Source organism: Kosakonia sp. MH5 (assembly GCF_009935945.1).
GTDB classification, from domain to species: Bacteria; Pseudomonadota; Gammaproteobacteria; order Enterobacterales; family Enterobacteriaceae; genus Kosakonia; species Kosakonia radicincitans.
The window spans coordinates 96,758-120,393 of sequence record NZ_QODH01000008.1; the positions used below are offsets into that span (position 1 = coordinate 96,758).

Sequence of the window (23,636 nt, forward strand, 5' to 3'; positions counted from 1 at the left end):
TACCCACTGGAAACCTATTTCCAGGACATGGCGCACGACATTGCACAGGCGAAGCAGATCCACCTCTGGGTGTCGATCCCGACCTGCCGCTACCGCTGCCATTTCTGCCAGTTTCCGACCATTATCCTCAATCCGCAGAGCGCACCCTCGCAGGCGGTTTTTCGTCAACTGGTGGATTACAACATCAAGGAAGCCACGCTGTGGCTTGATAAGGTGCCGACGCTTGCCGGGGCGGAAGTGGGGGAATTTAACATTTTCGGCGGCACACCATCGCTGTTACCGGCAGCGGAGCTACAGCGTCTGATGGCGTTTTACCGGCAGCATTTCAATCTTTCTGCCGCCACGCTGCGTTTTGAAGGCGAACCGGCAACGCTGACCAGACCCTATCTGGAGATGCTTAAAACGCTGGGGTTCAGCAAAATCAGTTTCGGCGTTCAGTCGTTCAATGATGACATCATCGCTGCCTGCGGGCGCAGACATACGGCCGAAACCTGCGAACAAACCATCGCTAACGCGCGCGAAGTGGGATTTGACTGGATCAGCATCGACCTGATCTACGGTCTGCCGGGGCAAAGCGTTGATGATGTGAAATATGACATGGAAAAATGCCGTGAGCTGGCGATTTCTCATGTCGTCTGCACCAAACTGCACCTCGCAGAGTTTATGCAGCGACGCACTGGCGTCTCCGGGCAGCGGCAAAGTTTATGGCAGAAAAAGGGGGCTAACAGCCAGGCTTTTCCGGGGCTGGGCAAGCAGTACCAGATGCGGGAACTGATTGAACGCTACCTCGCAGCGGATTATCGCGAGCATCCCACCATGTATTTCCACCGCAACACGCAGCCCGCAGAAAAATGGAAGGGGCTGATTACCGATCTGGATAAGCAGTACCCGGAAGTGGCCATTGGTCTCGGCGGCAGCTCCAAATGTTCGCTGGCGGAAGCCATTAATATCACGGACTACCGGCGCTACAAGGCCGCGCTCGACGAAGGGCAACTGCCCATCGACAGCTGCCACGGCTTTTCTCCGCTTCAGCGTGAAGTGAATGCCTTCAAAATGGCGCTGTCGACCTTACGTCCGGTATGCAATTACGAATTCAGAAAACGCTTTGACGGGCGTAGCTTTTTCAGTAACCCGTTTATCTGCCGCGCGCTGAAGACGTTAGCCCCAAAAACCCTGCTCACCGTGCACGATGATGTCATCATGCTCACGCCAAACGGTGTGACGCTGGTTGAAGCGCTCATCAACACCCAATTCTCTTCCGGCGACATCAGGAAATCACCAGTGACAAGCACGGACGTATCGACACCAGTTTTTAGCCTCTATTACATTGCGATTGATACCGAAGCTGGCGTTACCAATGCGCAGTTTGAGGCGTTTGTTCGCGAAAAAGGGTGCAAGATCCCCTGTTATCCGGGGTGGCGCTGGACCTTGCTGCGTGGTTTACGCGGTGAGCGTACCGGGCAATTTATGATGCTGTACGAAATTGAAAGCGCGGAATGTCGCGCTCGCTATCAGCGCGCCGACGGTAATCTCACGCCGCTGGCGCGCCAATTCTGGCGCGATCGTCCGCAGGCGCAGGAGATCCTGCGTGAATGGCAGCGTCTGGGAACATTTAGCGCGCTGCCGACGATCTACACCGATTATCGTCTGCTGGCAGAAAATAAAAAAAGCACCGTTACCGACGGCCCGCGCTATCGGGAGCGTCCCGGTGAAGAGCCAGAGGCACGGGTCATTGGCATCCACAATCTGGCGCTGCGCCCGGATGTTGAAGCCCAGGCCTTCGAGACCTTCATCGCCGAGAATCACCACCGCATAGAGGACTACCCGGACTGGAAGTTTCGTTTGCTGAAAGGTGAACGCGGTAACCGGCTCGATCAATATGTGGTAATGATGGAGATCGCCAGCCTGGCGGCGCTGGATCAGTTCTACCCGCAACCCGATATCGCCACCGATGAAGCGGCCATTTTTGCCAGGGCGCACCGGGATACCAAGCAGATGTACGAAGAGTGGAAACAACTCGCTTCGTTTTCCGGCTCGCCGCAGATCTACACCGATTACCTGGCGGTTGCTGAAAGTCAGCCCGCCGAAGATAACAGGGGAATCTGAGCCATGACGCGTCATTTCTCTGGAGCTTTTCCGACGGATAATCGGCGTCAACAACGCTCGACGCGAGCAATTTTCCTGGTTGCCGGTTTGGGCGTGTCGGCCTGGGCGCCGCTGATTCCGTTGGTCAAGCGCGGGCTTCAGCTTGACGATGGCGCGCTCGGTTTGCTGCTGTTTTGTGTGGCCGCAGGATCGATGCTGGCGATGCCATTTAGCGGCCGCCTGATTCACCGCGTTGGCTGCCGGGTGTTGATCCTGTCCTGCGCGTTGCTGCTGTGCGTCTGCCTGTCGCTGCTGCTGTCTGTCACTTCCCCCGCTGTTATGGGCGGGGTTTTACTGCTTTTCGGTGCAGCAAATGGCCTGCTGGATGTATCAATGAACAGCCAGGCCGTTGTGGTTGAGCGCGAAGCCGGGCAGGCGCGAATGGCCGGATTTCACAGCTTTTTTAGTTTCGGCTGCATTGCCGGTGCCGGAAGTATCAGCCTGCTGCTGTGGGCAAATGTGCCGCCACGCTATGCCAGCGTTCTGGTGGCGTTCGCGATGGCGATTATCGTCTTCACGGTATCGGGTCATCTGCTGGCAAAACGCCCGCAGCAGAGGGGCGCGGCAGGCGGCACTTGCCAGGCGCTGGCGCAACCGGGTCTGCGGCTTATCGCCATCGTCTGCTTTTTTATCTTTATGATCGAAGGCGCGATGCTCGACTGGTCTGCGGTTTTTCTCCACAGCGAACGGCGGCTGGCAACGCACCAGGCAGGGTTTGGTTTCACGCTTTATTCCATCGCCGTTGCGCTGGCGAGGCTGTTCGGCGATCGCCTGATTAGTCGCTATGGCCATCTGCGCATGCTGATTGCCAGCGCGATAAGCGCCGCCGCAGGGCTGCTGCTGGTAGTCTCGGTTGATAGCGCAGCTATTTCCCTTGCTGGGTTTGCGCTGGTGGGCGTGGGCCTGGCGAATATCGTGCCCATTCTCTTCTCGATCGCGGGTAATCAGCAGGTGCCATCGCACTTTGCGCTGCCCGCGGTGACACTGTTTGGCTATGCCGGGCTGTTAAGCGGCCCGGCGTTAATTGGTTTCTTTGCGCAGCATACCAGCCTGGTCACCGTGTTTAGCGCCGGGGTTGCGATCCTGCTCGCGGTAGGCCTGCTGGCGCACGCCATCACACGGTAATTAATTGATAACACTGAAAGAAAGGAGTCTTTATGAACACTGCATCTCAGGCTATTTTTAGCCTGCATTACATCGGCCTGAATTTAAAGAAAGGGGTTACTGAGGCTGATTTTGAAGAGTTTGTCCGCCAGCGCGGCGTGCAGATCCCCGCGTATCCGGGATGGCGCTGGACGCTACTGAAAGGGTTGCGCGGAGAGCGAGAAAACCAGTATCTGATGCTGTACGCAGCCCCAAATTCGCAGTTCTATGCCCGTTATATTGCAGAGAGTGGCGAACAAACGGCAGAGGCGCAAAATTTCTGGCAACAGCATCCACAGGCGCTGGCGTTGATTGCTGAGTGGAAAACCTACGCCACTTTCGCGGAACTACCGACCCTTTTCACCACCTATTCGTTACTCGCCGAGAACAGCAACAGTTCACTGGCGGAAGGGGCAAATTATCAGGTTGTCGCCGGGCAACAACCGCGCTCGCGCGTGGTGGGCATTCATAATCTGGCCTTACGTGCTGGCGTAAAACCGCACACGTTTGAACAATTTATTATCGATAACATTCACCGCGTTGAAGATTATCCCGGCTGGAAGTTTCATCTGCTGAAAGGTCAGGGCGGCAACCGCCAGGAGCAATATGCGGTGATGCTGGAAATCGAAAGCCTCGACTCGCTGAATTCATTTCATCCGGAGCTTGATGTTTCCACGGAAAAAGCGCTGACCTTTGTAAAAGCGCACCAGGATACAGAACGCATGTATGACGAATGGCGCACGATGGCCTCCTTCTCCGGCGCGCCGCAACTCTATACGGATTACCTGGCGATTGCCGGAAATGGGCAATAATTGATTCACCCGGATCTGGCGGCACCGGCCAGACGGCTCAGGTCGCCGCCCAGACGCGTATTTTGCCACGGACGCAAACTGGCCAGGCGCTGTTTCAGCGCACTGTCACAGACGTACAGCGAGCACCAGGCTTCCAGCCAGGCCAGATTCGTCGGATGTTGCAAAAACGCCATATCCTGCGTTGCGCCAGTACGTTGCATAAATGCGCTGGCATCATCCAGACCGCCAATAACCCGCACGCCGAGGCGTTTTAATGCGCCGTGATTTTCTGCCAGCGCATCAACGCCGTTCGCCCGCGCAAACAGAGCGATCATCACCAGCGGTTGCAGCGCGTAATTATGATAGGAAAGGGCGCGCTGGCGGCGGCGCAACTCATTGGGTAAAAAGCCCTCGTCATCCACCTGTTGCATGGCGGTGTGATAGATATCCAGCGCGGCAGCGAACAGATCCTGTCGTTGCGTTACCACGGCAGTGGTGATGATCGCCCAGGCCGCCCAGTAACTATGGTTGTTTACCTTATCCAGCGGCAAATCATGCCACTCCTTCACGGCCAAATCCCCCAGGCTCCCCAGCCAGCGTTGAATATTTTTCTGCTGTGCCGGGTAAGCGTTAAGCAGACGCTGTGGCGCGTATTCCAGTTGCAACCAGGCGGAGGAGAAGGTGGCCAGCGCCCATTTGCGCATTGACCTGCCGGTATGATTATTGGCGCGTTCCGTTAACGCGCCCGCGCGGGCCCATTGATCCAGCGCGGCCACCGCGCAGGTAACATGTTGCGTATTACCGCTGTGCGCCCAGGCGGTGACCTGACGGCTGATATAGCGCTCCATATCGGTGATGGGCTGCGTCTGCTGGCGAAACGCCGCATCGGCCTGCGGATTGAGCGTGGCGCGGGCGCTGTCGGAACCTGCATATTTACTGGGAAAATCGAGCACGCCGATAAACGGAGTGGGGACATCCGGGCACTTTACCGCTTTATCGCCTGAAGCCTTTTGTTCCGGCGGCTGCATAAATCCGGCGGGAGGATGCAGAGAAGCGGCGGCACAGGTGGCCGCCGTCAGGATAAAAATCAGTACCGCTCTGAGTAACATCATGCTTCGCCTTTTGCGCAAAAATGCCCGCAGCGACTATAGCATGTGTTTATCAATTACCGCCGAACACATGTACCGCACGATGCAGGCGGGCAGCACGTTCCGAAAGATCTTCCGCTGCGCTGGTCACCTGTTCCACCATCGACGTGTTGTTGTGGGTCATTGTCCCGATACGGGAAACAGACTGGTTAATCAGCTCCAGCGCCTGCGTCTGTTCGTTGGTCGCGGTGCTAATCTCTTTGATCATCGTGGACATGTTAATCACGCTGTCAATCATCGCTGTCAGATGCGTTTCCGTATTGGCAACCATCTCAACACCGCTTTTCACGTTCGCCACGTTATGTTCGATCAGCGTCTGGATCTCGCGCGCGGCAGAGGCCGAGTGTTGCGCCAGATTACGGACTTCTGCGGCAACCACGGCAAAGCCACGACCGGACTCCCCGGCGCGCGCCGCTTCCACCGCCGCATTCAGCGCCAGGATATTGGTCTGAAAGGCGATACTGTCGATGACGCTAATGATATCGACGATTTTGCTGTTGTCCGCAGAAACAGACTGCATCATGCCGATAGTTTTTTTCATCACATTACCGCTTTCCATCGCGCTGACGCTGGCTTCATCCGCTCTGCCCATCGCTTCGGCAGCGGTTTCCGCGGTCTGCCGCACAGCGCTGGCGATCTCTTCTACCGCGGCGGCGGTCTGATGCAGTTCGCCGGAGGTTTCTTCCGTGCGGCGCTGCAGGGATTCGCCTTCGCTGGAAATGCGCCCGCTAATCACACGGATGCCGTTGATTTGCGTCGATACATCGCCCACCAGTGAACTGAGATTTAACCCGGCCTGGTTAACCAGACGCATCAATAAGCCAATTTCATCCACACGATTAAAGCGCACATAATCGCTCTGGCGTCCGGAAACCACTTTCTGCATTTGTTCCAGCACAATTTTCAGCGGACGAGATATTTGGCTGTGCAAAAAAACTGACAACAAACCTAATATAATAATTGCACTTCCGGCTTTTTCTGCGGCATCGAAAGGAACAAATTGCAGCGCAACAAGCAGGGCAGCAGTAATAATTGTGCCAACATTTATGCGTTTTGAAACACTGATTCGCTGGAAGATCGAGAAAAAAGAAAATAAACCCCGGCGAACAAGCAGACCTTTATAAAAACGATGTCCGCGGAGCTTGTTTTCATTCGCCTGCTGATAAAGCTCAGCGCTGGCGTCAATTTCTTCACGGGTTGGGATATTTCGCACCGAGATATAACCCGTAAGCTGCCCTTGCTGATATACCGGGGTGACGTTGGCGCGAACCCAGTAGTGATCGCCGTTGAGACGGCGGTTTTTAACAATCCCGGTCCAGCTGTCTCCCTGCTGAATGGTGAACCACATATCGCTAAATGCCGCAGGCGGCATATCAGGGTGACGAATTATATTATGCGCCTCACCCATAAGTTTATCTTCGCTATATCCGCTGGCATCAACAAAAGCGGAGTTAGCATAAGTAATATGACTGTGTGTGTTAGTCGTCGACAACAGTGTCGTGCCATCGTTAAGCAAAAACTCTTTCTGTGTAACAGGAGTGTTACGCTTCATGAATATTCCCCACAATATACCGCGATCAAAAAGTATTGCTGACGCGGTAATGGCTTTTTTTATAATTTACCGGCCAGTCGATTTGTTGTTATTACCGATGCATTTTCCACAAACCTGAGGCTGACGGAAAGTAGCTGTGATAAATATTTTTTAAGTCAGGCTTACAGTTCTGTTGATAAATATTGTTATGATTTTGCGAAAGAAAAATGATGAAATGAAAATTCACCAGCCATAAGTAAATCCTTAAGCTAAATTACCAGCCAGCCATGCATAAAAGACTAAAAATTAAGCGACGAAAAATAGAAACATTAACATAGCAGGCTAATGTGTTTACATTTTTGCGCAGCCAAATATCAGTAAAACAGCAGCATCGATTAAATATTGCCTCAACAACAGTCAAAAAAACATTATATTTTGCAGGGGTATTGGACAGGCGAGAATATGGGAATGGGGATACTGCGCGGCGTAAGTATCGCCGCGCAATAATTAATGGCTAAGGATTTGGTCGAGAAACTGGCGGGTACGTGGATGCGCAGGCTGGGTAAAAAAGGTTTCTGGCGGAGCGGATTCGACAATGCGCCCGTCGGCCATCAGCACCACGTTATCCGCAACGGTACGGGCAAACCCCATCTCATGGGTCACCACAATCATCGTCATGCCGCTCTCAGCAAGATCGAGCATCACATCCAGCACTTCTTTGATCATCTCTGGATCGAGCGCCGAAGTGGGTTCATCAAACAGCATAATCTCCGGTTGCATGCAGAGCGCGCGGGCGATAGCCACGCGCTGTTGCTGGCCGCCGGAGAGTTGCAGCGGGAACTTATGCGCCTGATTGGCAATCTGCACTTTTTCCAGATAATGCATCGCCAGTTCCGTTGCCTGCGCGCGGCTCATCTTGCGCACCAGCGTCGGCCCGATAATCAGGTTATCCAGCACGCTTAAGTGCGGAAACAGATTAAACTGCTGAAACAGCATGCCAATACTCAAACGGATACGGCTGATATTGCGTACGTTGTCGTTCATTTCGATGCCGTTCACCAGAATCTGGCCTTTCTGATGCTCTTCCAGCCGGTTGATGCAGCGGATCAGCGTTGATTTCCCGGAACCGGAAGGGCCGCAGATCACCACGCGTTCCCCTTTTTTCACGCTGAGTGACACCTCATCCAGCACCTGAAATTTCCCGTACCATTTACTGACACCGGTTAATTGAATAATCGCGTCTTGCGCGGGCGAAGTGGCTTGCATCAGGAAACTCCTTCAGGATTACGGCTGGCATCAATGCGTTTTTCTACCCACACGGCATAACGGGAAAGCAAAAAGCCAAACACTAAATAGAGACTGGCAATGAACACATAGGTTTCGATGTAGTAGCGACGCCACTGCGGATCCTGCATCGCAGCGGTAGTGGCAGTCAGCACATCGAACAACCCAATGATGATGACAAACGACGAGTTTTTCATTGCCGCAATAATATGGTTGGTCACCGCTGGCAGGCAGATACGCAGCGCCTGCGGCAGCACGATTTTCGTGGTGGTGTGCCAGTACCCCAGATTCAGCACGGCAGCGGCTTCATACTGACCGCGCGGCACTGCCTGTAAACCGCCACGGATCACTTCCGCCTGGTAACAGGCAAAGAACAGTGCGATACCAATAATCACGCGCAGCAGTTTATTAACCTCCATTCCCGCCGGTAAAAACAGCGGGAACACATTCACCGCGACAAACAGAATGGTGATCAGCGGCACACCGCGCAGACCTTCAATAAAAATGACCGACAGGCCGCGCAGAAACGGCAGCGGCGAACGACGTCCGAGCGCGAGAATTACCGAAACCGGCATACCAATGATCACCGTACCGGAAAAGAGCAGCAGGGTGAGCGGCAAGCCACCCCAGTCAGAAGAAGGCACCGCTTTCAGCCCGAAGAGACCGCCGCTCATCAACACCGACATCAGCGCAATCGACACCAGCCACAGCGGCCACAATAAGCGCGAGTGCCAGCACATCGGCGAGAGCGATAAACCAATGGTGATAAACCACACCAGCATCGCCAGCGCTGCACGCCACTGCTCATCATAGGGATAGAGACCAAACAGGATCGGGCGATACTTTTCGCCAATCACTGCCCAGCAGGCACCGGTGGCGGCCCGACACTGTTCTGCCGTGCCATGAAAACCAACGGCGTCGATAATGCCCCAGCGGATCAGCGTTGAAGCGACCAGCCCTATTACGGTTAACAGCAGCAAGGTCAGTACCGTCTGCGCAACGCTGCTGAACAGATTACGGCGCAGCCAGAAAACCACGGTATTTTGCATAACGGTTCCTTAGCGCTCTTTAATGGCGACGTAGCGGTTAAACAGGTTCATCAGCAGTGAGGTCGTTCCGCTGATGATGAGATAGACCACCATCATAATGGCGATCGCCTCCAGCGCCTGGCCGGTCTGGCTCATCATGGTGTTGCTGATATTCGCCAGTTCCGGATAGCCGATAACCACGGCAATCGAGCTGTTCTTCGCCAGGCTGACATACTTGCTCGCCAGCGGCGGCACCATCACCCGCATCGCCTGCGGGATCACCACATGACGCATCACGTGCCACGGCGAAAACGACAGGGCGCGCGCCGCTTCCAGTTGGCCTTTCGGTACAGACTGAATGCCTGCGCGAACGATCTCGGCGATATAGGAAGATGAGTAGAGTGCAATGCCAAGCAGCAGGGCAGTAAACTCCGGGGTGATATTAAACCCGCCGCGGAAATTGAAACCGCGCAGCGCCGGGCGATTCAGTTCATGCGGTGCGCCGCACAACCACCACGCCAGTAATGGCAGGCCGATAATCAGCGCCAGCCGAATGCGCCCGGTGGGCAGCATTTTGCCGTGGCGCTCACGCCAGCGGCGGGCTACCAGCGAAAGCAGCAAACTGAGCGCACAGGCCACCAGCAGTGCAACAAAAGCCCACAGCCAGCCACTGTGAGCGGCCGGCACGGTAAAGGTTAATCCACGATTGGTTAAAAAACCGCCCGGCAGCGCAATCGCGTCACGCGGTGCGGGCAGGTTGCGGATCACCATCGACCAGAAAATCACATGCAAAATCACCGGCACGTTACGCAACATTTCAACGTAGGTGACCGAGATTTTCACCAGCAGCCAGTTTTTCGAGACGCGGCCAATGCCGACGATAAACCCCAGCACGGTTGCCAGCACAATGCCGCACAGCGTCACATACAGGGTATTAAGCAGGCCGACGGCAAGTGCGCGGGCGTAACTGTCCTGCGGCGTGTAGTTAATCAGTGTTTCGCCAATGGCGAACTGCGCGCTCTGATGCAAAAAACCAAAACCGGTCGCAATGCGCTGCGCATGCAGGTTCGCCACCACATTGCTGTAGAGCCAGTAGCTAAAACCCGTTAACAGCAGCGCCAGCAGCAGCTGATAGCACCAGCTACGTACGGTTTTGCCGCCGAAAAAGGTGAAAAGGCGAAACGCGGCGGCCGGTTGCGTGGTGGCAGACGCCATCACCGTAGCACCGGAGTTGTCAGACTGTTTCATCATTAAACGTTGTTCTTAGCGGGGTGAAAGGGGCTGCCCCCGGATGAGGACAGCCTTGCGGTTAGCGGATCGGCAGACCGTAAAGCAAGCCGCCTTTGTTCCACTGATTATTTAAATCACGAGCCAGCGGTTCGGGGCTGTTGGGGCCAAAATGACGGTTGTATATATCACCATAGTTGCCCACCTGCTTGACGATGTTGTACACCCATTTGTCATCGAGGCCGAGTTTCTGACCAAAACCGCCGGTCACGCCCAGCAGTGCCTGAACATCCGGATCGGTGGACTTCAGTTTTTCGTCAACGTTGCCCTGGTTGACGTCCATCTCTTCGGCATCAAAGGTGGCGTAAACCACCCATTTCACAATGTCGTACCACTGGCTGTCGCCTTTACGCACCGCCATCGCCAACGGCTCTTTTGAGTACATCCCCGGCAGGATCACGTGATCCTGCGGCTTGTCAGTATCAAATGCCAGAATACCCGGCAGCGCCACTTTATCGCGGGCAATCACGTCACAGCGCCCGGAAAGATAGGCCGCCACATACTCTTTATTGTTCTCGATAACCACCGGGGTGTAGTGCAAATTGCGCGAACCGAAAATCTGCGCCACGTTACGCTCGGTGCTGCTCGGCGTGACACAAACGGTTGCGCCGTCGAGATCTTCAATTTTCTTCACGCCGCTATTGGCGCGCACCATAAAACCGGTACCGGTATAAAAGTTAGGTGGCGCGAAGCTGATGCCCAGCGCAACGTCATTGGTTAATGTCGCCGTCGTATTACGCGACAGCACGTCCACTTCGCCGGATTGCAGCGCCATAAAGCGTTGCGCCGTCGACAGCGGGGTGAAACGTACTTTTGACGGATCGCCAAATACCGCCGATGCCAGCGCGCGGCAGAAATCAACATCCAGGCCTTCCCACTGACCTTTGCTGTTGATGGCGGCAAAACCGTGGCGGGCAGGGTGAACACCGCAAACCAGTTCACCACGGGCTTTGATTTTCTTCAGGGTATCGCCATTTGTAACAGGGGCATTTTCCGCCTGAGCAGGCATCAACAAACTGCCCAGCGCCAGCAACAGAACTGACGCAGCAAGATGGGTTCTTTTCAGCATGGGCTATCCTTTTTAAAAGTGGCTATCCGATTAATTAACTGTATTTATTACTAGTTTTACTCGCGTGTCCGTTTGTATACCTATGTTCGCCATCCATAGCGCATTTAGCAAAGAACGAATTTAGTAAAGCATATTCACACGCGACCGAAGGCATTATTACCAGCGCTGTACACCTTGCCACAGCAACTGCGCACTCAGCAGGATCATGGTCAGGCGGAACAAAATGCGGAACAGCCGCTCCGGCACATTATCCAGTACCCGCGTTCCCAGCCAGGTACCAAGCGCGCCGCTGATAATCATCGCCGTCAGCACGGGTAACCAGTTGGCCCAGGCAAAACCCATCACCCCGAATGCCAGAATTTTCAGCCCGTGTTGCAACACCATACAGGTTGCATGGGTGGCGATCAGCGGCTGGCGTTTCAACCCTTGCGAGCTGATAAGCCCGGCCACCATTGGCCCGGTTGCGCCAACGATCATCGTGCCCAGACTACTGATCCCACCGCCGATGATGAAAAACGGACGGCTGAGCGGTTTTTGTTCGCCACGTTTGCGCAACACCGACCAGAGAATAAACAGCCCCAGCGCAATGCGCGCAACGCTGTCCGGGATCACCGCGGCCACCGGCGCGCCAACGGCAATGCCGACGGCGCAACCAAGCAGAAACCACAGCACCAGCGGCCACACGACATGCAGGCGCTGGATCAGCGTCCGGCTCAGGTTTGAACCGAGTTGCACTAAACCATGCACCGGCATCAGGCTGCTGACCGGCATGCCCAGCCCCATGATCGCCAGCAGGGCCGTACCGCCACCCAATCCCATTGCCGCTGTCAGCGCCGAGGTGAGGAAACTGCAAAATACCATCACTGCCGCAAACATCGGTGTGATCTCGGGTGGAATTAACGTCAGGCCCATTTTGCGTCCCGTTAGCGGAAATCATCGTGCAGCAGGCGTTGATAGAGCGCCTGCGCGGCTTCTTTCGACAACACGCGGCTGGCGCAGTCAAGAAACTTCTGTTCAATCAAATTATCCGGGAGCGGAATAGCCGGACTGGAACCCCGCGCTCCGGCGACACGCCGTATAAACTCACGCCCGTCGGTGGTGGTAAGCGTCACAAACGCGCTATGGGTGATCTCTTCATCATGACGCTCCAGCGTCACTTTGCGCATTAACGTTTGCGTGGCCGGATCGGCGAACAGCGCATCATCAATAAAATCATCCAGCGTCAGCGAACCGGTAACAAACGCCCGCGCCACGCAGTAGTGCAGGCTGAATTTTCCGGCCAGCGGATTGACCGGCTCAGGAATATTGATATGCGGAAAACGAATCGGGTGAACCTGCACGGCGATCCGCTCAACCTCGTGCGGTTGCAGGCCGGTCTCTTCGCGTAATGCCAGCACACCATCAAGCGGTGATAAAATAGCGTAGCAGCAGGGGAAGTATTTGTAATTATTGCTTTTCACGGTATCGAGAATAAAGGGCGTTTCATTCCAGCTTTCGGTCAGCGGTAGCGAATCCACATTCTCCACCCCGTTGTAAACATGGAAGTAACCCTGGTGTTGTTCAAATGCGCGCTGCCCGGCGGTAAAACCGCTTTGTGCCAGTTTGCAGGCCATGACTGCGCTGCGTGCCGCCTGACCTACCGCCAGCGCTTTGGTTTCACTGCCAAAATTGGATTTGATGCCACTGGCCAGCGACGCGGTAATCGACAGCGCGGTAGCCGTCTGCTCTTCATTCAGCGCGAGGATCACCGCACAGGCGGCAACGCCTGCAAATACCCCGACCGTGGTCGTCGGGTGCCAGCCGTGACGATACTGAAAAGGGCTGACTGCCTTGCCCATGCGTACCGCCGTTTCATAGCCCGTAATATAGGCGCGCAGCACCGCATCGCCATTCAGATCCCGTTCATCCGCCAGCGCCAGCAGCGCAGGCAAAACCGCCACGGAAATATGGCCGTGCAGCCATGAATTAGAATCATCAAAATCGAGCAGATGAGAAGAGACGCCGTTCAGCAGCGCGGCATCCAGCGCGTTCAGTTTCAGGTCGGTGCCGAATACGCGGCTATTGCCGCTGGCGGCACCCGGAACAATAACGCTGCGCAATTTTACAGCGCCTTCCTGAACGCCACCGGCCAGCGTCACGCCGAGCGTGTCAATAATCGCGGTGCGTGCCTGGGCATACGCCGCCTGCGGGAAAGCCTGCCGGGAGAACGCCAGCAAATTACCGGCAAGTTGTCGGGCAATGGTCATGATAATGTCCTGTACCAAAAATGAATCAGTTATCGCCGGCCAGCAGTCCGGTGATCAGCGCCAGAGAACCCGGGCGCTCAAAATGTGCGGCAGCGTCATACAGGGCAGCGCTACGTGCTGCGCCGAGGACGGGGATAGTCAGAGCGTCAAACTTGGCGCGTAGCTCTTCATCGCTCAGCGGGTTTTGCGCATGTCCGCGATAAACATCAGTATGTGCGTGGATAACCGAACCGTCATCCAGCCAGACATCAATAAATGCCGAGCTGGCGGATTGCCCGTCCACCGCCTCAATCTCCAGCAGCGGCAGCAGGGCGCGCGGGCGGGGATCGTCAACCGTGGTCTGGGTGAAATCGGTGTCGGTCAGCGCATAACCACTCAGGGCAAGTGTGATGCAGTGTGGAATACTAAATTTACTTTCCAGCGGCGTGCGGGGATTCATGATCCCGGCATTCACCATCCCCATCGGGTGGACTTTCGCAGTGATACGGGTGATTTTCCGCCCCTGTAATTGCGGATAAATTTTGCGCGCCGTTTCGATGGAGGCATGCGTGCCGCGACAACTGGCGTACAGCTTGTAGCCATTGGTCAGCAGTTCCCAGCTTTCGCCGAAGTCGAGGGGAGGGATCTCGGCGCTGCCGTCCTGGATAAAGATTTTTACCCAACCATCCGCTTCATAAAAATGGTGTGCAGCGACAAAATCTTCAGCCGCCAGTTGCGCTGCGAGAATGCCATCCATTGCCGCTTTACCGGCGTGGAAAGGTTTGCCGTGCGTACCGGACGATTTCTGCAAACCGCCCATCATGGTGGCTGCCGCGCCGAGCGCATTGCATACCTGCTCTGGTGAAAGCTGCAAAATTACCGCAGCAACGGCCGCGGCACCGGCGCGTCCGACCACGGAAGTGGGATGAAAACCACGGCGCTGCAGATTACGCCCGACACCAGGCACCCAACCGCCGCCAAGTTTCGCCATCACTTCAAAGCCTGTAATAAATGCCAGCAGCACCTGCTCTTCATCCAGCGGATATGCCTGCGCCATCGCCAGCGCAGTAGACCAGCAAGGGCCGCCCGGATGACCTGCGCCAGCAGGGTGGGTATCGTCGTAATCGGCGGCATGCGCCATGGTGGCGTTAATCAGTGCGGCAAGCGCGGGAGTGGTTGTACCGGAAAGGAAAATGCGCGATTCGCCGGAAGCATTCCATGTTTTCGCCACCTTGCGAACTGCATTAACCGCATCATCATTAACGGCGCCGAGCGCGACGCCAAGAAAATCGATCAGTGCGCGTTTAGCTTCATGTCGCACGGCTGGCGGCACGGTGAGTTGGTTCGCATGGCTAATAAAATGGCTTAACTGTTTTCCGCGGGCTAGTTCAACATCTGCATTATTTGTCATTGTGAAACAAGATTTCCCTGGTATTGGCTTACAAATAAAAATGTCAGAAATTCGTTTTGTCTTTTATTGAATTCATTTGTATACAATGAATATAAATTAAACATAGCAGCCATCAGATAAACATCAAAAGATAATTTCTGGATAAGCTCAGAACAAAAAAAGCAAAAGCGTTACCTTTCCTGTGGCAAGATGCTACGGCAGGGTGCACAGCCTTAATTAAGGCCAATAAAGAACAGTTAAACGGAGCTAAAAACGTGAAATCGACGGGTCGCGACGCGGGCTTGACGCCTTTTGAAATATTGCTTTCCGCCATTGAGGCAGGGGAACTGCAACCCGGAGAACGTTTGCAGGAAACGCGGCTGGCGGAGCAGTTTGGCCTGAGCCGTACGCCCATCCGTGAAGCGCTGCACCGGCTGGAAACGTTGGGTCTTGCCGAGCCCGGTCCACAACGCGGGCTGATCATTGCGCATATCAGCTATGAACGTCTTCGCCAGTTGTTTGATGTGCGCGAAGGGCTGGAACGTCTGGCAATGGATCTGGCGGTTGCCGCCGCGTCGGAGGAAGAGATTGCGCTGTTGCAGGAGATGATCAACAAAGAAGCGACGCTTACCGACAGCAAAGCGCTGCACGATCATAACCGAATGTTCCACCGCCAGATTTACCGCGCCACGCACAATCCCTATCTGAACGAAATGCTGGATAATTTGCGCATCCATCTGTCGCTGTTGCGCGGCACCACCTACGAGCTAAAAGAGCGGGCCGAAGAGGCAAAGCGCGAGCATCAGGCGATTGTTGATGCGCTGGCGCGCCGGGACCGCCTTGCCGCACAGGAAGCGGCTTGTCAACACATTCGTAACGGTTATCGTGCCCGACTCACCATTTTAAGCCAGCGAGAACGCTAACAGAATGCCCCTTAATCAACGAACTGAATGCTTTCAATCTTGCTAAGATCGCGCGATTGCATCATCTAATCGTTTTTTTCCAGGCATTCTGAGGGTAGCTTCTCGTGTTAGCGACTTTGATTTACCGTAGCCGCCTGAATCACACATTAGATCCCTCTCAACTGACTGCAATTGTCGAGCGAGCAAATCTGCGCAATTCACAGTTGCAGGTCACGGGGATTTTACTGTTCGATGGCGATCATTTCTTACAGGTTCTTGAAGGGCCGCTGACCGCAGTGAATGTGGTCTATGAGCGCATAAACCGTGATACCCGCCATAGCAATGTGGTTGAATTATTGCGTGATTATGCGCCGCGCCGCCGGTTCGTCGATCGCGGCATGATGCTGTTTGATCTCTGCTCGATGACAGCGCCCGCCGTTCTGCGCGCAATTCTGCGTTTTGGCACGCTGAAGTATCAATTGGCGAGCAATGATCGGGTTTACAAATTTATCCGCAATTTTATCGCCTCGCCGAAGAGCAATGGCGGGATACGCAATACCGAGCCGGAGCAGTGGTCTTTCACCATTAAAAGCCCACCGTTCGCCAACGCCAGCGCGCCGATTACTGAAGGCCAGCCGTGTCAGTTCGCCTTCCAGCCAATCATTGAACCGCTACGCGGCAATATCTCTTCGCTGGAAGCGCTGATCCGCGGTCCGAACGGCGGCAGCCCGCAGGAGTATTTCGCCACCATTGCGCCCAACAAGCTGCATGAAGCGGATCTCGCCTCCAAAGGCTGGGCGCTGGCAATGGCCAGCCGCCTGGGAATTGGCAACCACAAAGTGGCCATTAATTTGTTACCGATGTCGCTGGTGAAAATTCCCGGCGCGGTGGATATTCTGCTCAACCACATCACCCGCAATCATCTCAATCCAGGGCAAATCATCGTTGAAGTGACGGAAGATGAGGTGATTTCCGGCTACGAAGAGTTCACCTGGGCCATTCGCCAGCTTCGCGCCGCCGGAATCGGCCTGGCGATCGATGATTTTGGTTCCGGTTTTGCCGGGCTGTCGCTGCTGGCCAAATTCCAGCCCGACAAACTCAAAATCGACCGCACCATTGTCACCGACATTCATCTGCACGGCCCGAAGCAGGCGATTGTGAAAGCCATTCTCGATTGCTGCGCCGAACTGCAAATCACCGTGGTGGCTGAAGGCGTCGAAAAAATCGAAGAGTGGTGCTGGCTGGAAGCGGTAGGCGTTCAGCGCTTCCAGGGATTCCTGTTTGCCCGCCCGGTACTCAATGGCGTTTCCCCCATCAACTGGCCTCAACGCATTTCTCCATCGCTGACGAGCCGCAAAAAAGTCTGAGTTATTTGGTTTATAAATCATCGTGCTTCTATGATTAATTACAGATCGGGAGACGTGATGAAGGGGAGACGATGAATTTCAGGAAACGGGTCGCACGTGGGCTGGCGCTCAACTCTTCCCTGGGACGTAGTATTACATTCTGTATGGTTGCGCTGCTGGTGGCAGGTATCGCAACCAGCGCATGGACACTGACCCGCTCATGGCAAAAGGAAGTGGCGGATGCCGAACGCGAAGCCATTAACTTATCGGTTTCGCAGGCGCGCCAGGCTGAAGACACGTTTCTGCAGGCAGAAACGGCCCTGCGGGATATCCGGCGTAATCTGCCCGCCACGGGCCTCAGCGACATCAATAACCATCAGTTCAATAACTATCTGTCAGAACTCCAGCAACATATTCCACAACTGCATGGACTCATGGTCTACGATCCGCAGGGCAATATGATCGCCACGTCGTTTGGCAAAATTCCGGCACAGTCCAACAACAGTGACCGCGAATACTTTATTTATCATCGGCGTAACGGCCACGGCAGTATTCATATCGGGCATGTGATCCGCAGCCGTTCGACCGGCGATCTGGTGATCCCGGTTTCTTTACGCATCAGTGACAGCGCTGGCGGCTTTACCGGCGTACTGTTGGCAACGGTGAAACTCGACTATTTCCGTCATTTTTATAGCTATTTTGAGCTGCAAAACCGCGATCTGCTGGCGCTGTTAAATACCGACGGCAACACCCTGTATGTGCGCCCGTTTGCGGATGATGTGATTAACCGTAACCTCTCTGCCAGCCCGCTGTTTACGCAGGAACTGGAGAAAAAAGATCGCGGCAACGGCACCTGGGTTTCCGCGCTGGACCATGTTGAGCGCATTTACGGATTTGCGCGGCTGGAGCGCTATCCACTGGTGGTGGCCGCAGGCTATGACAAACCGGCGCTGTGGGCGAACTGGGTGAAAGAGAGCCTGCCGGATCTGGTGCTGAATATTATGCTGCTGCTGGGTACGCTGCTGATGGGAGCGATTATTTTCCGCCAGGTACGCATGAACGTTCGCAACCAGAACGAACTTGCCGAACTGCGTGATGAACTGACCAGCATCAACCACACGCTGCAACTGATGGCGCTGGCAGACGGGCTGACCGGCCTGGCTAACCGTCGGCAGTTTGATCTCTTTTTAGCAAAAAGCCTGAAAGCCTCTGCGCTGAAGCAAAAACCGGTCTCGCTTATCATGATCGATATCGATTATTTCAAGCACTATAACGACTATTACGGCCATGTTGCTGGCGATAACTGCCTGCGGGCGGTGGGTGAAATTCTGCATAAACTGCAGCTAAACTCGCACGATCTGATTGCCCGCTACGGCGGTGAAGAATTCGCCATTATTCTGCCGGATACCGGCCCGGAAGCGGCGCTTTTCGTCGCACGCCAGGCGGTTAACATCGTACGCGGTGCCCAAATACCGCATGAGCAAACCGGCGGCACGCACGGCACGCTGACCATCAGCGCCGGGTGTTACAGCATCACCGCCGAACTGAACGCCGACGAAGCGCAGCGGCTGAAAGAGGGCGCGGATAAGGCGCTCTATCAGGCGAAGGTGCAGGGGCGTAACCGTGCGGTAGCGGCCAACGAAGCGATGCTACAAAAGGCATAAACGGATGCCAGACGAAACCATCGTATAATCAGGGCCGATTAAATCAGAAAGTGTTACCCATGTGACCGGTTCATATACCACCGCAGCCCCGTAATCACTGCTACTACTGCGAATAATTGCGCGCCGCTGGTTTTCCTCACTCCGGAGGGCGTTTTCCCGAGCGGCTCAGGGAAAGCGGGCGCACAGCTCATCAATTAGCACCCGTAAACGGGTTTCGCCTGCGCGGCGCGGGTCATACAGCAGATGCATGGCTTTTTGCGGAAACGCATACTCCGGCAGTAAACGGACAAGTTCACCGCGGCGCAGCGGTTCAGATAATGCCAGCTCATAGCCGAGCAGCACGCCGCCGCCGCACAGCGCGGCCTCCAGCATCGCGCCCCAGTCATTGATCGTTAACGAACCGCTGACCTGAACGCCCCCCCGATCATCACCATGAGTAAAAGGCCAGTGGAAGGCGTTGTCGTGCAGCCAGGGCGTAAAACCCAGGCAGTTGTGTTGTTGTAGTTCGTCGGGATGTTGCGGCGTGCCCTGTTTTTCCAGATAGCGCGGCGAGGCGCAGGCAATCAGGCGGTAGGGTGAAAGCGGTTTGGCCACCAGCCGCAGGGAAGGCGCCAGTTCTCCAATGCGGATCACGGCATCAATGCCATGTTCCAACGGATCGATCAGCGCATCCGTCAGCGTCAGCTCCACGCGGAGTTGCGTGTAACGTTGCAGAAACGCCGTCAGAAACGAGGCCAGCGCGTAGCGGCCAAAAGTGACGGGAGCGTTCAGCCTGAGCGTGCCGGAGGGGAGCAGCGCCGTCCCGCGCGCGGCCCGCTCGGCCTCGTCCAGCGCATCCAGTATGGCTACGCAGCGGTAGAAATAGTCCTGCCCGGTAGGGGTTATGCTCTGTTTACGCGTCGTGCGGTTTAACAGCCGCGTCGCCAGGTGTTGCTCCAGCGCCGCAATGTGGCGCGCCACCATTTGCGGAGAGAGGGTTAACGCCTGTGCCGCCGCGGCAAAGGATCCTTTTTTCACCACGCTAACAAAAACGCGCATTCCGGTGATTTTATCCAGCATTCACTACTCTTGGTTGTTTCTGAAGCCATTACCAGCCCATTTTAAATACCATGAGGGATGACTACACTCGATTTTCACTGAGCAGAGAGGAGCATCATTGAATGAATGTTTATACCGTCACTATGTCACACCCGGACGGCAGCGGGTGGGATACGCATGTCCGTGAGCATGTGCTGTACCTGAAAGGGCTTATCAACGCGGGGAAAATCATCGCCTCCGGGCCGATAAAAGGCGCGGCGTTGCGCAGCGGTTTTATCCTGTTTCGCGCCCGCGACATCAGCGAAGTGAAAGCGATGGTGGAAGCCGATCCCTTTTCCCGCGAGGGGCTAATTGCGTCGCTGGAGATCGCGCAGTGGGATCCGCTGTTTGGCCAGCTTTCGGCATACTCCAGCGGAACCGCACCTGAGAATTTGCAAGATCTGGCGGGTTGACATCAGGCCAGTAAATCTTTGGTCAGGTAATGACGCTGCATCCCTTTATGCGGGAAATCCGCCAGCGTCATCTGCTCCTCAAACCCCAGTTTTTGGTAGAAGGGCAACGCCTGAAAGCTGAAAGTATCAACCAGCGCATGGCGACAACCGATCGCCACAGCTTCCTGCATTGCCCGCAACATCAACTCGCGCCCCAGCCCGTTACCGCGCTGCGACTCATGCACCCAAAGATAGTGGATATTCAGCCATTCCCCTTCCTGGCGGGCGATCACGCCCCCCTGCATGACACCGCTGTCGTCGCGGAAATAGACTGCCAGATGCGACCACTCGCTGAGATTAACAAACTGCTGGTTGTAACGCCGTAGCCCGGCAAACAGCTCGCTCTGGTCCTGCTCAGTCACTTCGTGCTTAACGATAAGATTCATCCGTTTCTTCCTCATTCCCGCGTTTGTTCAGCGGATAACCGCCAGAGCCGCGCCTGGCATCGTCTACCTTTAAAGACTGTTATCCACGCGCAAGGAGAACATTTCAGTGAGCATGAAAACAAGCGATTTCTTTGTCAAACGCCTGAAAGAGTGGGGCGTAACGCGCATTTACGGTTACCCTGGCGATGGCATAAATGGCGTGCTCGGGGCAATCCAGCGCGCCAATAAAGCCGGGGACGGCATCGAATTTATCCAGGTACGCCATGAAGAGATGGCCGCGTTTATGGCGGTCGGCCATGCCAAATTCACCGGTGAGCTGGGGGTCTGCTTATCGACGGGCGGGCCAGGCGCCACGCATCTGTTAACCGGGCTGTATGACGCCAAAATGGATCACGCCCCGGTACTGGCGATCAGCGGCCAGGCAGAAAGCACCGCGCGCGGTGCCAGTTATCAGCAGGAGATGAACCTCGACCGCGTCTTTGCTGATGTGGCGAATTTCGTGCAGGAAGCGGCATCACCGGCACAGGTTCGCCATCTGGTGGATCGTGGCGTGCGCATTGCCATTGCGCAGAACGGCGTTGGCGTGGTGATCCTGCCGAAAGACATTCAGGATGAGGAGTGGCAGCCACCGGCGCATACGCACGGGTTTACCCACTCAGCTGCCGGTTATCAGCGCCCGCGCGTTATCCCGCATGATCGCGATCTGCAACGCGCAGCAGAGGTGCTGAATGCTGGGAAAAAAGTGGCCATTCTGATCGGCGCGGGCGCACGCAATGCCGCCGTGGAAGTGGTACAGGCCGCCAATGTGCTTGGCGCAGGCGTCGCCAAAGCGCTGCTCGGTAAAGACGTTCTGCCGGATGATGCGCCGTTTGTCACCGGCTCGATTGGGCTATTGGGAACGGAGCCTTCCTGGAAACTGATGCAGCAGTGCGACACGCTACTGATGATCGGCAGCGGCTTCCCGTGGACGGAGTTTCTGCCGCCGGAGGGCCAGGCGCGCGCGGTGCAAATTGATATCGATCCGGCGATGCTCGGCCTGCGTTACCCCTGCGAGGTGGCGCTACACGGCGATGCCGCAGAAACGTTGCAGGCGCTGTTGCCGTTGCTGACGCACAAAGAAGACCGTAGCTGGCAGGAGGAGATCGCCCGTCAGGTTCAGACATGGTGGCAGGTGATGGAGCAGCGCGCGATGGCGCCAGCCAGGCCGGTAAACCCGCAGCGCGTGGTGTGGGAAATGTCGCCATTGCTGCCGGAAAACGCCATTGTGACCTCCGATTCCGGCTCCTGCGCCAACTGGTTCGCCCGCGATTACCGTGTGAAGCAGGGGCAGCGCGCGTCGCTCTCTGGCGGGCTGGCCTGCATGGGCGCGGCGGTGCCGTACGCCATTGCGGCGAAATTTGCCGCGCCGGAAAAACCCGTCGTGGCGCTGGTCGGCGATGGCGCAATGCAGATGAACAACATGGCCGAGCTCATTACCGTGCAGAAATACTGGCAGCAGTGGCAGGATCCACGGTTGATTATCTGCGTCTTCAACAACCAGGATCTCAACCAGGTAACGTGGGAGCAGCGAGTGATGGAAGGCAATCCGCGCTTTGAAGCCACGCAACAGGTGCCGGATGTTCGCTATGCCGAGTTTGCCCGCTCACTGGGCTTGCAGGGTATTTTTGTCGATACGCCGGAGGCGCTAAGGGCGGCCTGGCTACAGGCATTGCAGGCAGATCGCCCGGTATTGCTGGAGGTGAAAACCGATCCGGAAGTCGCGCCGTTACCGCCGCATATCACCCTGAAACAGGCCAAAGCCTTTATGGCCTCGATGATGAAGGGCGATCGGGGCGCGGTGCAGGTTCTAAGTGATACAGCCAGCCAGTTGTTCCACAAAAAATCGTAAAAAAAACCGGGCGCTGAGGCCCGGTTTCTGCTTTCACTCAGACGTTACAGTTTGCTCAGGAACGCCAGCAGGTCTTCATTCAGTTGATCCTGATGAGTAACGGCAAAACCGTGCGGGCCGTTTTCGTACACTTTCAGTTCCGCGCCTTTGATCAGTTGCGCGGACAGTTTACCGGTGGCTTCGAACGGTACGATCTGATCGTTGCTGCCGTGGATCACCAGCGTCGGGACATCCACTTTCGCTACATCCGGGCGGAAGTCGGTTTCGGAGAAGGCGGTAACGCAGTCCAGCGTACCTTTCAGCGACGCCAGCAGGGCGATATTCAGCGTTTGCGTCAGTACACCGTCGGAAACTTTCTGCCCGGCATTCAGGCCGTAGAACGGGGTAGCAAAATCACTGATAAACTGCGCGCGATCTTTGAGCAGGCCATCTTTAATGCCATCGAATACGCTCTTATCGACACCCTCCGGATGATCGGCGGTTTTACCGAAAATCGGCGTCACCGCGCCAAGCAGTACCAGCCCGGCCACACGAGAGGTGCCGTAGCGGCCGATGTAACGCGTCACATCGCCGCCGCCCATCGAGAAGCCCACCAGCGTCACGCCCTGCAAATCCAGCGCCGTAATCAGATCGTTAATGTCGGAGGCAAAGGTGTCGTAGTCGTAACCGTTCCACGGCTGATCGGAACGACCAAAACCGCGACGGTCAAAGGCAATAACACGATAACCACGCTCAGCGAGGAAATTAAGCTGGCTATCCCACATGTCACCATCCAGCGGCCAGCCGTGGCTGAAGAGAACCGGCTTACCCGCACCCCAGTCTTTGTAATAAATCTGAGTACCATCCTGCGTTTTGATTGTGCTCATCTGCTTACCTCATT

At 55.6% G+C, this 23,636-nt stretch carries 20 protein-coding genes and 1 pseudogene; 9 read left to right on the forward strand and 12 right to left on the reverse strand.

Translation table 11 applies throughout. The annotated features are described in order from the left end of the window. Positions 1 to 27 precede the first annotated feature (27 nt). From DK872_RS27610 to DK872_RS19865, 4 genes and pseudogenes are all read left to right on the forward strand, one after another. Positions 28 to 543: pseudogene (locus DK872_RS27610) on the forward strand (radical SAM protein); the annotation flags it as partial. A gap of 738 nt (positions 544 to 1,281) precedes the next feature. Further along, complete coding sequence (locus tag DK872_RS27615) at positions 1,282 to 2,106, forward strand: hypothetical protein (protein WP_161518780.1); 825 nt, start codon at positions 1,282 to 1,284, stop codon at positions 2,104 to 2,106. Positions 2,107 to 2,109: 3 nt separating this feature from the next. After that, the gene (locus DK872_RS19860; RefSeq protein ID WP_161518746.1) at positions 2,110 to 3,270 is read left to right on the forward strand and encodes an MFS transporter; all 1,161 of its coding nucleotides are present in this window, start codon (positions 2,110 to 2,112) and stop codon (positions 3,268 to 3,270) included. Positions 3,271 to 3,302: 32 nt separating this feature from the next. Then, positions 3,303 to 4,100 (forward strand): hypothetical protein, encoded by a 798-nt coding sequence (locus DK872_RS19865; protein ID WP_007375074.1) that lies wholly within the window; start codon positions 3,303 to 3,305, stop codon positions 4,098 to 4,100. A gap of 5 nt (positions 4,101 to 4,105) precedes the next feature. Here the strand turns inward: DK872_RS19865 and DK872_RS19870 are convergent, their stop codons facing one another. From DK872_RS19870 to DK872_RS19910, 9 genes are all read right to left on the reverse strand, one after another. Further along, positions 4,106 to 5,191, reverse strand: coding sequence for a mannuronate-specific alginate lyase (locus DK872_RS19870; RefSeq protein WP_161518747.1), 1,086 nt, complete (start codon positions 5,189 to 5,191; stop codon positions 4,106 to 4,108). Positions 5,192 to 5,240: 49 nt separating this feature from the next. Beyond that, complete coding sequence (locus DK872_RS19875; protein ID WP_161518748.1) at positions 5,241 to 6,779, reverse strand: PAS domain-containing methyl-accepting chemotaxis protein; 1,539 nt, start codon at positions 6,777 to 6,779, stop codon at positions 5,241 to 5,243. A gap of 486 nt (positions 6,780 to 7,265) precedes the next feature. Next, the gene (locus DK872_RS19880) at positions 7,266 to 8,024 is read right to left on the reverse strand and encodes an amino acid ABC transporter ATP-binding protein (protein WP_007375069.1); all 759 of its coding nucleotides are present in this window, start codon (positions 8,022 to 8,024) and stop codon (positions 7,266 to 7,268) included. Further along, positions 8,024 to 9,091, reverse strand: coding sequence for an amino acid ABC transporter permease (locus DK872_RS19885; RefSeq protein WP_007375068.1), 1,068 nt, complete (start codon positions 9,089 to 9,091; stop codon positions 8,024 to 8,026). The genes DK872_RS19880 and DK872_RS19885 overlap by 1 nt, the downstream gene beginning before the upstream one ends. Positions 9,092 to 9,100: 9 nt before the next feature. Next, on the reverse strand, positions 9,101 to 10,321 hold the full coding sequence (locus DK872_RS19890) for an amino acid ABC transporter permease (protein WP_007375067.1): 1,221 nt from the start codon (positions 10,319 to 10,321) through the stop codon (positions 9,101 to 9,103). Between the two features lie 58 nt (positions 10,322 to 10,379). Further along, entirely contained in the window at positions 10,380 to 11,426 is a 1,047-nt protein-coding gene (locus DK872_RS19895) for an amino acid ABC transporter substrate-binding protein (protein WP_007375066.1), read from the reverse strand. A gap of 156 nt (positions 11,427 to 11,582) precedes the next feature. Continuing rightward, complete coding sequence (locus DK872_RS19900; protein WP_007375065.1) at positions 11,583 to 12,338, reverse strand: sulfite exporter TauE/SafE family protein; 756 nt, start codon at positions 12,336 to 12,338, stop codon at positions 11,583 to 11,585. Between the two features lie 11 nt (positions 12,339 to 12,349). Next, complete coding sequence (locus DK872_RS19905; RefSeq protein WP_007375064.1) at positions 12,350 to 13,672, reverse strand: MmgE/PrpD family protein; 1,323 nt, start codon at positions 13,670 to 13,672, stop codon at positions 12,350 to 12,352. A 25-nt stretch (positions 13,673 to 13,697) separates the two neighbouring features. After that, the gene (locus DK872_RS19910) at positions 13,698 to 15,062 is read right to left on the reverse strand and encodes an MmgE/PrpD family protein (protein ID WP_161518749.1); all 1,365 of its coding nucleotides are present in this window, start codon (positions 15,060 to 15,062) and stop codon (positions 13,698 to 13,700) included. A gap of 254 nt (positions 15,063 to 15,316) precedes the next feature. On the opposite strand from DK872_RS19910, the gene DK872_RS19915 reads away from it, so the two are divergent. From DK872_RS19915 to DK872_RS19925, 3 genes are all read left to right on the forward strand, one after another. Further along, positions 15,317 to 15,964, forward strand: coding sequence for a GntR family transcriptional regulator (locus DK872_RS19915; RefSeq protein WP_007375062.1), 648 nt, complete (start codon positions 15,317 to 15,319; stop codon positions 15,962 to 15,964). A gap of 104 nt (positions 15,965 to 16,068) precedes the next feature. After that, positions 16,069 to 17,310 carry a diguanylate phosphodiesterase gene (locus DK872_RS19920; protein WP_035885714.1) on the forward strand — a complete coding sequence of 414 codons (1,242 nt, stop codon included), beginning with the start codon at positions 16,069 to 16,071 and terminating at the stop codon, positions 17,308 to 17,310. A 71-nt stretch (positions 17,311 to 17,381) separates the two neighbouring features. Further along, a complete protein-coding gene (locus DK872_RS19925; protein ID WP_079517921.1) occupies positions 17,382 to 18,953 on the forward strand; it encodes a GGDEF domain-containing protein in 1,572 nt (523 codons plus the stop codon). 165 nt (positions 18,954 to 19,118) lie between these two features. Here the strand turns inward: DK872_RS19925 and DK872_RS19930 are convergent, their stop codons facing one another. Beyond that, on the reverse strand, positions 19,119 to 20,012 hold the full coding sequence (locus DK872_RS19930; protein WP_007375059.1) for a LysR substrate-binding domain-containing protein: 894 nt from the start codon (positions 20,010 to 20,012) through the stop codon (positions 19,119 to 19,121). A gap of 101 nt (positions 20,013 to 20,113) precedes the next feature. Here DK872_RS19930 and DK872_RS19935 point away from each other — a divergent pair, with 101 nt between their 5' ends. Continuing rightward, positions 20,114 to 20,443: a YciI family protein gene (locus DK872_RS19935; protein ID WP_007375058.1), complete on the forward strand. Its 330-nt coding sequence runs from the start codon at positions 20,114 to 20,116 to the stop codon at positions 20,441 to 20,443. A gap of 2 nt (positions 20,444 to 20,445) precedes the next feature. Here DK872_RS19935 and DK872_RS19940 read toward each other — a convergent pair whose 3' ends face one another. Then, complete coding sequence (locus DK872_RS19940; protein WP_035885716.1) at positions 20,446 to 20,868, reverse strand: GNAT family N-acetyltransferase; 423 nt, start codon at positions 20,866 to 20,868, stop codon at positions 20,446 to 20,448. Positions 20,869 to 20,974: 106 nt separating this feature from the next. On the opposite strand from DK872_RS19940, the gene DK872_RS19945 reads away from it, so the two are divergent. Further along, entirely contained in the window at positions 20,975 to 22,756 is a 1,782-nt protein-coding gene (locus DK872_RS19945) for a thiamine pyrophosphate-requiring protein (protein ID WP_187775363.1), read from the forward strand. Positions 22,757 to 22,800: 44 nt separating this feature from the next. Here DK872_RS19945 and DK872_RS19950 read toward each other — a convergent pair whose 3' ends face one another. Beyond that, on the reverse strand, positions 22,801 to 23,622 hold the full coding sequence (locus tag DK872_RS19950) for an alpha/beta fold hydrolase (protein WP_007375055.1): 822 nt from the start codon (positions 23,620 to 23,622) through the stop codon (positions 22,801 to 22,803). Between the last annotated feature and the right edge of the window lie 14 nt (positions 23,623 to 23,636).

Coding starts and splice junctions, on each gene's coding strand:
- DK872_RS19875 (WP_161518748.1), bottom strand. CDS start 6,779: ATGAAGCGTAACACTCCTGTTACACAGAAAGAGTTTTTGCTTAACGAT.
- DK872_RS19880 (WP_007375069.1), bottom strand. CDS start 8,024: ATGCAAGCCACTTCGCCCGCGCAAGACGCGATTATTCAATTAACCGGT.
- DK872_RS19885 (WP_007375068.1), bottom strand. CDS start 9,091: ATGCAAAATACCGTGGTTTTCTGGCTGCGCCGTAATCTGTTCAGCAGC.
- DK872_RS19935 (WP_007375058.1), top strand. CDS start 20,114: ATGAATGTTTATACCGTCACTATGTCACACCCGGACGGCAGCGGGTGG.
- DK872_RS19940 (WP_035885716.1), bottom strand. CDS start 20,868: ATGAATCTTATCGTTAAGCACGAAGTGACTGAGCAGGACCAGAGCGAG.
- DK872_RS19890 (WP_007375067.1), bottom strand. CDS start 10,321: ATGATGAAACAGTCTGACAACTCCGGTGCTACGGTGATGGCGTCTGCC.
- DK872_RS19895 (WP_007375066.1), bottom strand. CDS start 11,426: ATGCTGAAAAGAACCCATCTTGCTGCGTCAGTTCTGTTGCTGGCGCTG.
- DK872_RS19870 (WP_161518747.1), bottom strand. CDS start 5,191: ATGATGTTACTCAGAGCGGTACTGATTTTTATCCTGACGGCGGCCACC.
- DK872_RS19900 (WP_007375065.1), bottom strand. CDS start 12,338: ATGGGCCTGACGTTAATTCCACCCGAGATCACACCGATGTTTGCGGCA.
- DK872_RS19865 (WP_007375074.1), top strand. CDS start 3,303: ATGAACACTGCATCTCAGGCTATTTTTAGCCTGCATTACATCGGCCTG.
- DK872_RS19950 (WP_007375055.1), bottom strand. CDS start 23,622: ATGAGCACAATCAAAACGCAGGATGGTACTCAGATTTATTACAAAGAC.
- DK872_RS19910 (WP_161518749.1), bottom strand. CDS start 15,062: ATGACAAATAATGCAGATGTTGAACTAGCCCGCGGAAAACAGTTAAGC.
- DK872_RS19860 (WP_161518746.1), top strand. CDS start 2,110: ATGACGCGTCATTTCTCTGGAGCTTTTCCGACGGATAATCGGCGTCAA.
- DK872_RS19905 (WP_007375064.1), bottom strand. CDS start 13,672: ATGACCATTGCCCGACAACTTGCCGGTAATTTGCTGGCGTTCTCCCGG.
- DK872_RS19930 (WP_007375059.1), bottom strand. CDS start 20,012: ATGCTGGATAAAATCACCGGAATGCGCGTTTTTGTTAGCGTGGTGAAA.
- DK872_RS19925 (WP_079517921.1), top strand. CDS start 17,382: ATGAATTTCAGGAAACGGGTCGCACGTGGGCTGGCGCTCAACTCTTCC.